This window comes from Polaromonas sp. P3_C2 (assembly GCF_056402675.1).
In genome coordinates, this window is sequence record NZ_JBFUGX010000265.1 from 1 (window position 1) to 5,538 (window position 5,538).

Annotated in this window: 6 protein-coding genes; 3 read left to right on the plus strand and 3 right to left on the minus strand. The window is 62.0% G+C overall.

Annotated features, from left to right (window positions below):
• Both AC1DWI_RS12405 and AC1DWI_RS12410 read right to left on the minus strand, forming a co-directional pair.
• Positions 1–676, minus strand: a 676-nt coding sequence (locus tag AC1DWI_RS12405) for a branched-chain amino acid ABC transporter permease (protein WP_477724928.1), incomplete at its 3' end; no start/stop codon positions are given.
• A gap of 6 nt (positions 677–682) precedes the next feature.
• Positions 683–1,558 carry a branched-chain amino acid ABC transporter permease gene (locus tag AC1DWI_RS12410; RefSeq protein WP_477724929.1) on the minus strand — a complete coding sequence of 292 codons (876 nt, stop codon included), beginning with the start codon at positions 1,556–1,558 and terminating at the stop codon, positions 683–685.
• 109 nt (positions 1,559–1,667) lie between these two features.
• Between AC1DWI_RS12410 and AC1DWI_RS12415 the strand changes: the two genes are divergently transcribed.
• Positions 1,668–3,053 carry an acyclic terpene utilization AtuA family protein gene (locus AC1DWI_RS12415; protein WP_477668426.1) on the plus strand — a complete coding sequence of 462 codons (1,386 nt, stop codon included), beginning with the start codon at positions 1,668–1,670 and terminating at the stop codon, positions 3,051–3,053.
• The gene (locus AC1DWI_RS12420; RefSeq protein ID WP_477668425.1) at positions 3,050–3,418 is read left to right on the plus strand and encodes an AtuA-related protein; all 369 of its coding nucleotides are present in this window, start codon (positions 3,050–3,052) and stop codon (positions 3,416–3,418) included. The genes AC1DWI_RS12415 and AC1DWI_RS12420 overlap by 4 nt, the downstream gene beginning before the upstream one ends.
• Positions 3,419–3,534: 116 nt before the next feature.
• On the opposite strand, the gene AC1DWI_RS12425 is transcribed toward AC1DWI_RS12420, so the two are convergent.
• Entirely contained in the window at positions 3,535–3,972 is a 438-nt protein-coding gene (locus tag AC1DWI_RS12425; protein ID WP_457281131.1) for an acyl-CoA thioesterase, read from the minus strand.
• Between the two features lie 48 nt (positions 3,973–4,020).
• Here AC1DWI_RS12425 and AC1DWI_RS12430 point away from each other — a divergent pair.
• Positions 4,021–5,538, plus strand: a 1,518-nt coding sequence (locus AC1DWI_RS12430; RefSeq protein ID WP_477724930.1) for an ABCB family ABC transporter ATP-binding protein/permease, incomplete at its 3' end; no start/stop codon positions are given.

Consider the following 5,538-nt stretch of genomic DNA (forward strand, 5'->3'; position numbering starts at 1 on the left):
ACAGCGCAAACGACAGCGTCTTGTAGCGCGCCAGATGGATGCCCATGCTCTGCGCGGAAATCTCTGAGTCGCGAATCGCCACAAAAGCCCGGCCCGTGGGCGAGCGCAGGAGGTTGAGGATGCCCAGTGTGGCGGCAACGGTGATGACGAGGCAGAGGAAATAAAACGACTCGCCGCTGGCCAGCTTCCAGCCGAACATGTCGGGCACCTTGATGTGGATGCCGGCATTGCCGCCGGTGACGCTTTCCCAGCGTGCAAACACTTCTTCAACAATGAAACCAAAAGACAGCGTGGCCATACCGAGGTAAATGCCCTTCACGCGCAGCGCGGGCAGGCCCACGACCAGGCCTACCGCGGCCGACAAGCCGGCGGCGCAAACCAGTGCGATGGGAAAGGGCAGGCCTGCATTGGTCATCACCGCCTGCGTGTAAGCGCCGACGCCCAGAAAGGCCGCGTGCCCCAAAGAGAAGAGGCCGGTGAAACCCGCCAGCAACATCAGGCCCAGCCCGGCGATGGCGTAGATCATCACGAAGGTGAGTTGTGCGAGCCAGTACTCGGGAAACAGCCAGGGCGCGGCGAGCAACAACAGCATCAGCGCGCCATACCAGAACACATGGCCGGTGTGCTTCGCAAGCTTGATGTCTTGCCCGTAATCGGTTTTGAAAATAAAACGCATGACGGGTCAGACCTTTTTTCTCAGCTTTTCGCCGAACAGGCCGCTGGGCTTGACCATCAGCATGATGAGCACCACCACATAGGCAGCAATGTCCTTGAAGCCGTCGGGCAGATAAAAGCCCGAGAACGATTCGACCAGGCCGATGACAAGGCCGCCCACAATTGCGCCTGGCAGGCTGCCGAAACCGCCTACCACCGCGGCCGGGAAAGCCTTGAGCCCGATAAAACCCATGTTGGCGTGCACAAAGGTGATGGGTGCGAGCAAGAGGCCGGCAATCGCGGCGACGGCCGAGGCCAGCGCCCACACGAGGCCGTTAAGGCGTTTCACGGGGATGCCCATGTAGTACGCGGCCAGCTGGTTTTGCGACGACGCCTGCATGGCGATGCCCAGCTTGCTGTACTTGAACATCGCAAACAAGACGAGGCACAGCGCTGCGGTAGTGACGATGATGGCAACCTGCTCGACATTGATGACCAGCGCGCCCAGGCTCCATATCTGGTCTTTGTAGGGCACGGGCAGCACATAGGTTTCGGTGCCTATGCCGGGGATCATGGTGATGAGGCCGCGCGCCGTGTAGCCGACACCTATGGTCAGCATCACGATGGAAAACGCGGGCTGGCCGAGGATGGGGCGTATCACGAGGCGCTCCAGCACCATGCCGAAGAGCGCCATGCCCGCAATCGCGCTGATCACCGCCAACCAGAAGGGAAACCCCAGCAAGGTCATGCAGGCCAGGCCTCCGAAAGCGCCCAGCATCATCAGTTCGCCCTGCGCGAAGCTGACCGTCTCGGTGGCCTTGTAAATCAGTACAAAGCCCAGCGCGATAAGGCCGTAGATACAGMCCTGGGCGACGCCGCTGATGAGCAACTGCAGGAATTGCACGAAGCAGTCTCCCCTTTGATGAACTTTGGTTATAGCTGTCGCTTAAAGGTCTGTCGCTAGGGGTTGTTCCGAATACGTGTCGCATACGCGATCAAGCGTAATCCCTTACATGAGAGGAAATGTTCGTATAGGCGCAGGCTTGGGTTTCTACGGTGACGCATGGGAGCCTGTGGCCGCGAGCATCGAGCGCGGTGGTGTGCACTACATCGCGAGTGACCACCTCGCCGAGCTGACGCTGGCCATCCTGCAAAAAGACCGGCAGCGCGACCCTGCACTGGGCTATGCACGGGATGTGGTCCCCATGCTGATGAAGCTGTGGCCGCTGATGCAGGCGCGCAGCGTAAAGTTCATCTGCAACGCGGGTGGGCTCAATCCTGCGGGCGCGGCTGCTGCATTGCGTGCAGCCTTTGCGGCCAAAGGCTGGAAGGCGCGCATCGCGGTGGTCACGGGTGATGAAGTCCTGCCGCAGCTGGGGGCGATCGCACCGCCGCACATGTTCAACGGCCAGGGCTTTGAGTCCGTGCGCGAGCGCATGGTGTTTGCCAATGCCTATCTGGGCGCGCGGCCCATCGTGTCGGCGTTGCAGCAAAGCGCCGATATTGTGGTGACAGGGCGCGTCGCCGATGCGGCGCTGTTCCTGGCGCCGCTTGTGCATGAATTCAACTGGAAGCTGGAGGACGCAGAGGCGCAAGTGGATCTCGACCGGCTGGCGCAGGGTCTCGCGGTGGGGCACTTGCTCGAATGCTCGGGCCAGGGCAGCGGCGGCAACTTTGGCAGCCAGCAGGCGTGGAAGGCCATTCCCGATCTCGCCCATATCGGCTATCCCATCGCCGAGGTCAGTGAAGACGGCACGGCGCTGATCACCAAGGCACCGGACACGGGCGGCCGCATCAATTTCGATACGGTGCGCCAGCAGCTGCTGTATGAGGTGCATGACCCGGGACACTATGCCTCGCCCGATGTGGTGATGGATTTATCGGTGGTGCGGCTGGAAGACCTGGGCAACGATGCCGTGCGCATGACGGGCGTGCGCGGCCACACGCGGCCCGCGCAGCTCAAGGTGGTGGGCGGGTTTCGCGACGGCTACAAGGCCGAGGTCACCTGGGGCTTTAGCTGGCCTGATGCCTACGACAAGGCAGTGGCAGCCGTGGAGATGGTGAAAGTCCAGCTGAGGGACAAGCGCCTGGCACATGACGAACTCTTTGTCGAATTCCCGGGGCTCAACTCGGCACATGGCCCACTGGCGCCACTGCCTGCGCCTGCAGTGCTGGCGGAGCTCAACGAGGTCTGGGTTCGTATGGCGATCAGGACGCAGGACAAAGCGGTTGCTGAAGGTTTTGGCCGGCTCTTTCCGTGGATGGCTTTGAGCGGGCCGGCCTATACCTGCGGCTTTCACGGCCTGAACAACAGTAGCGAGTTGTTGGGCATCTGGCCTGCGCTGATTGACCGGCAAGCGGTTGAGGCGGCGGTGCGTGTGGAGGTGTTGCAGTCATGAGGGTGCAATTGGTGAAGCTCGCGCATGCGCGCAGCGGCGACAAGGCCGACTGGGTGGACTTTGGCCTCTTTGCCTGGAACGAAACGGGTTACCGGCTCATCGAGCGCGAGGTGACGGCCGAACGCGTGCAGGCGCACTTTGCGCCCTGGCTGCCGGGCGCGGTGCAATGCTGGCGCTTGCCCAATATCCTGGCCCTCAAGCTGGTATTGCAAGGCGCGCTGCAAGGCGGCGGCGCGCGCAACCTGCGCCTGGACAGCCTGGGCAAGGCCATGGCGGCAGCGCTGCTGCGCATGGAGATCGAAGTCAGCGAGACGGAGCTGGAAGAAGCCCAGGCTGCCCCTCGCGTGGGCTGGTGGGGTGCCTGACGGGGATTGCGGGAAAATTTAAGCAAAAAAGGCCTGTAGGCCTTTTGTATCTGGCGCAAGCAGCTATCAAATAAATAGCATCCGGGTGGCAGGTGAAGGCACCTGGAACCCGGGCGTCAGGCTTTGGGAATCTTGCGGGGCTTGCCGAAATCGTCAATGGCCACGTAAGTCAGGCTGGCTTCGGTGACCTTGATGTAGCGGCCCTGGGCGCGAAAGCGCTCGGCATAGACCTCAACCTGGACCGTGATGGACGTGGTGCCGATACGGGTCACGCAGGAGAAAAACGACAGGATGTCGCCGACCCGCACGGGCTGCTTGAAAATGAACTGGTTGACGGCCACGGTCGCCATGCGCCCGTCCACGTGGCGGGCCGGTACCACCGAGCCGGCCAGGTCGACCTGCGCCATGACCCAGCCGCCGAAGATGTCGCCGTTGGCATTGCAGTCGGCCGGCATGGGAATGACCTTGAGCACCAGTTCCTTGTCGGTGGGCAACTGGACGTTCAGGGCGTCCTCGGCGTGAATGTCCGTATGGGTGCTTGATTCGGTAGACATAGGCACAATCTGAAAAAGTTATTACAACAACCTACACGATTGTCCCTCATGCGCTCCCGAGCTTCCGCTGTTGATTCTTCCCTGGCTGTGCCTGCCGCCGCGTCAGCGCCGGGCGCCGGCAAGGCGCTCGCGTTCCAGCGCTCGGACCTTGGCACCCTCAAACGCCTTTTCCCTTACCTGTGGGATTACAAATGGCGCGTGCTGGCGGCCCTGAGCTTCATGGTGGGCGCCAAGATGGCCAACGTGKGCGTGCCGCTCTTGCTGAAGAACCTGGTCGACGCCATGAACTTCAAGCCGGGCGACGCACAGGCGGTGCTGGTGGTGCCGGTGGCGCTGCTGCTGGCCTACGGCTTGCTGCGCCTGTCGACGACGCTTTTTACCGAACTGCGCGAACTGGTGTTTGCCAAAGCCACTGAAGGCGCGGCGCGGCGGATTTCGCTGGAAGTGTTCAGGCACCTGCATGCGCTCAGCCTGCGCTTTCACCTGGAGCGGCAAACCGGCGGCATGACGCGCGACATCGAGCGCGGCACGCGCGGCGTGCATTCGCTGATCTCGTACTCGCTCTACAGCATCATCCCGACGCTGATTGAAGTGACGCTGGTGCTGACGCTGCTGGCCGTCAAGTTCGACGTCTGGTTTGCCGGCATCACGGGCATCGCGCTCGTGTTCTACATTTTCTTCACTGTCACGGTGACAGAGTGGCGCACACAGTTTCGCAAGGCCATGAATGAGCTCGATTCGTCGGCCCACAGCCGCGCCATCGATTCGCTGCTGAACTACGAAACCGTCAAGTACTTCAACAACGAAGAGTTTGAAGCCGCACGCTACGACGAAAACCTGCAGCGCTACCGGCGTGCCGCCATCAAGAGCCAGAACACGCTGAGCCTGCTCAACACCGGGCAGCAGCTCATCATCGCCATCGGGCTGGTGGCCATGCTCTGGCGCGCGACCCAGGGGGTGGTGGACGGTCGCATGACCCTGGGCGACCTGGTGATGGTCAATGCCTTCATGATCCAGCTCTACATTCCGCTGGGTTTCCTGGGTGTGATTTACCGCGAGATCAAGCAAAGCCTGACCGACCTGGACAAGATGTTTGTGCTGATGGAGCGCGAGCGTGAAATCGCCGACGTGCCGGGCGCCCAGCCCATCGTCATAGACGGCACCCCGGCCGTGCGTTTTGAGAATGTGAACTTCGCCTACGACCCGGCGCGGCCCATCCTGCACAACGTGAGCTTTGAAATTCCGCCGGGCAAGACCGTCGCGGTGGTGGGCTCTTCGGGCGCCGGCAAGTCCACGCTGGCGCGCCTGCTCTACCGCTTTTACGATGTCCAGCAGGGCCGCATCACCATTGCCGGGCAGGACATCAAGCAGGTCACGCAGTCCAGCGTGCGCCAGTCCATCGGCATTGTGCCGCAGGACACCGTGCTGTTCAACGACACGGTGGAATACAACATCGCCTACGGCAAGCCGGGCGCCAGCCATGCCGAGGTCGAAGAAGCCGCGCGCGCGGCCCGCATCCATGGTTTTATTGCCTCGACGCCGCTGGGCTACCAGACCATGGTGGGT

Excerpts from the sequence above, each read along its gene's own strand:
- AC1DWI_RS12415 (WP_477668426.1), top strand. The coding sequence starts at position 1,668 with ATGAGAGGAAATGTTCGTATAGGCGCAGGCTTGGGTTTCTACGGTGAC.
- AC1DWI_RS12420 (WP_477668425.1), top strand. The coding sequence starts at position 3,050 with ATGAGGGTGCAATTGGTGAAGCTCGCGCATGCGCGCAGCGGCGACAAG.
- AC1DWI_RS12425 (WP_457281131.1), bottom strand. The coding sequence starts at position 3,972 with ATGTCTACCGAATCAAGCACCCATACGGACATTCACGCCGAGGACGCC.